This is a genomic window from Roseibium sp. MMSF_3247 (genome assembly GCF_030733765.1).
In the GTDB taxonomy this organism is placed as follows: Bacteria; Pseudomonadota; Alphaproteobacteria; order Rhizobiales; family Stappiaceae; genus Roseibium.
Genome location: NZ_JASHII010000033.1, coordinates 1 through 1,442, shown reverse-complemented (window position 1 = coordinate 1,442; position 1,442 = coordinate 1). Strand labels below are relative to the sequence as shown.

General features: G+C 55.0%; 1 protein-coding gene. It reads left to right on the top strand.

The window, feature by feature from the left end:
• The first annotated feature begins 15 nt into the window (after positions 1-15).
• A protein-coding gene (locus RBB44_RS25480) for an IS3 family transposase (protein ID WP_371932361.1) occupies positions 16-1,367 on the top strand; the annotation gives its coding sequence in 2 pieces (ribosomal slippage) (positions 16-352 and positions 352-1,367; 1,353 coding nt in all).
• The last annotated feature ends 75 nt before the right edge of the window (positions 1,368-1,442 follow it).

Genomic DNA, 1,442 nt, shown 5'->3' with positions numbered 1-1,442 from the left:
GATCAGGAGTGAAGCATGAGACAGAAGAGCGAGCGTCATCGGGATGCAGCTGATCGCACTGTGAAGGACATCCGCCGCAAGACGCGGAAGAGGTATTCCTCAGAAGACAAGATCCGGATTGTGCTGGCAGGCCTTCGCGGCGACGACAGCATAGCTGAGCTGTGTCGCCAGGAAGGTATTGCCCAGAGCCAGTACTACAGTTGGTCGAAGGAGTTCATGGAAGCTGGCCGCAAGCGTTTGGCTGGTGATACAGCGCGGGAAGCCAACACAGGTGAAGTGCAGGATCTGCGGCGCGAGACTCGAGAGCTCAAGGAAGTTGTTGCTGAACAAATCCTTGAGCTCCGTCTACTCAAAAAAAGCGTGATCGGGCATGGGGGAGACGACGAATGAGATATCCCGCCTCAGAGAAGCTTGAGATCATACGGCTGGTGGAACAGTCTCACCTTCCGGCCAAACAAACCCTCGATACGCTTGGTATCCCTCGCACCACATTCTACCGCTGGTATGACCGATATCTGACAGGTGGTCCGGAAGCGCTGGAGGATCGTTCGCCAAAGCCGTCACGGGTGTGGAACCGCATACCAGATGATGTTCGCAGACGTATTGTTGCCCTGGCATTGGCTGAACCCGAGCTATCACCGCGGGAGTTGGCTGTGCGGTTCACCGATACGCAGCAGTACTTCGTGTCCGAAGCCTCGGTGTATCGCTTGCTCAAGGCGCATGACCTCATCACCAGCCCGGCCTTTGTGGTCATCAAGGCTGCGGATGAGTTCCGCGACAAGACCACAGCCGTCAACCAGATGTGGCAGACAGACTTCACCCACATCAAGATCGTCGGCTGGGGCTGGTATTACCTCTCTACCATTCTGGACGACTTCTCGCGATATGTTGTCGCCTGGAAGCTGTGCACGACAATGACTGCTGGTGATGTCACCGACACGCTGGAACTGGCCCTTGAGGCTTCTGGCTGTGATCAGGTCGCCGTTCGGCACAAACCCCGCCTGCTGTCGGACAACGGTGCGAGTTACATCTCTGGCGAACTGGCTGAATGGCTCAACGGCCAAGGCATGGATCATGTGCGTGGTGCGCCATACCATCCTCAGACCCAAGGAAAGATAGAACGCTGGCACCAAACCCTGAAGAACCGCATCCTGCTGGAAAATTACTTCCTGCCCGGTGACCTCAACGCCAGCATCGAGCGCTTCGTCTTCCACTACAATAACGCACGTTATCATGAGAGCCTCGGCAATCTGACACCTGCAGACGTCTACTTCGGACGTGGCGAAAACATCCTGCTCGAACGTGAAAGGATCAAACGAAAAACAATCAATAAACGGCGTTTGCAATACCGCAATCAAGCCGCATAAAATCAACCAACACGATGAGCCAATCTCTCCGTTAAATCACACGGCTATCTGTTCCAAATACCCTGACGACGGACA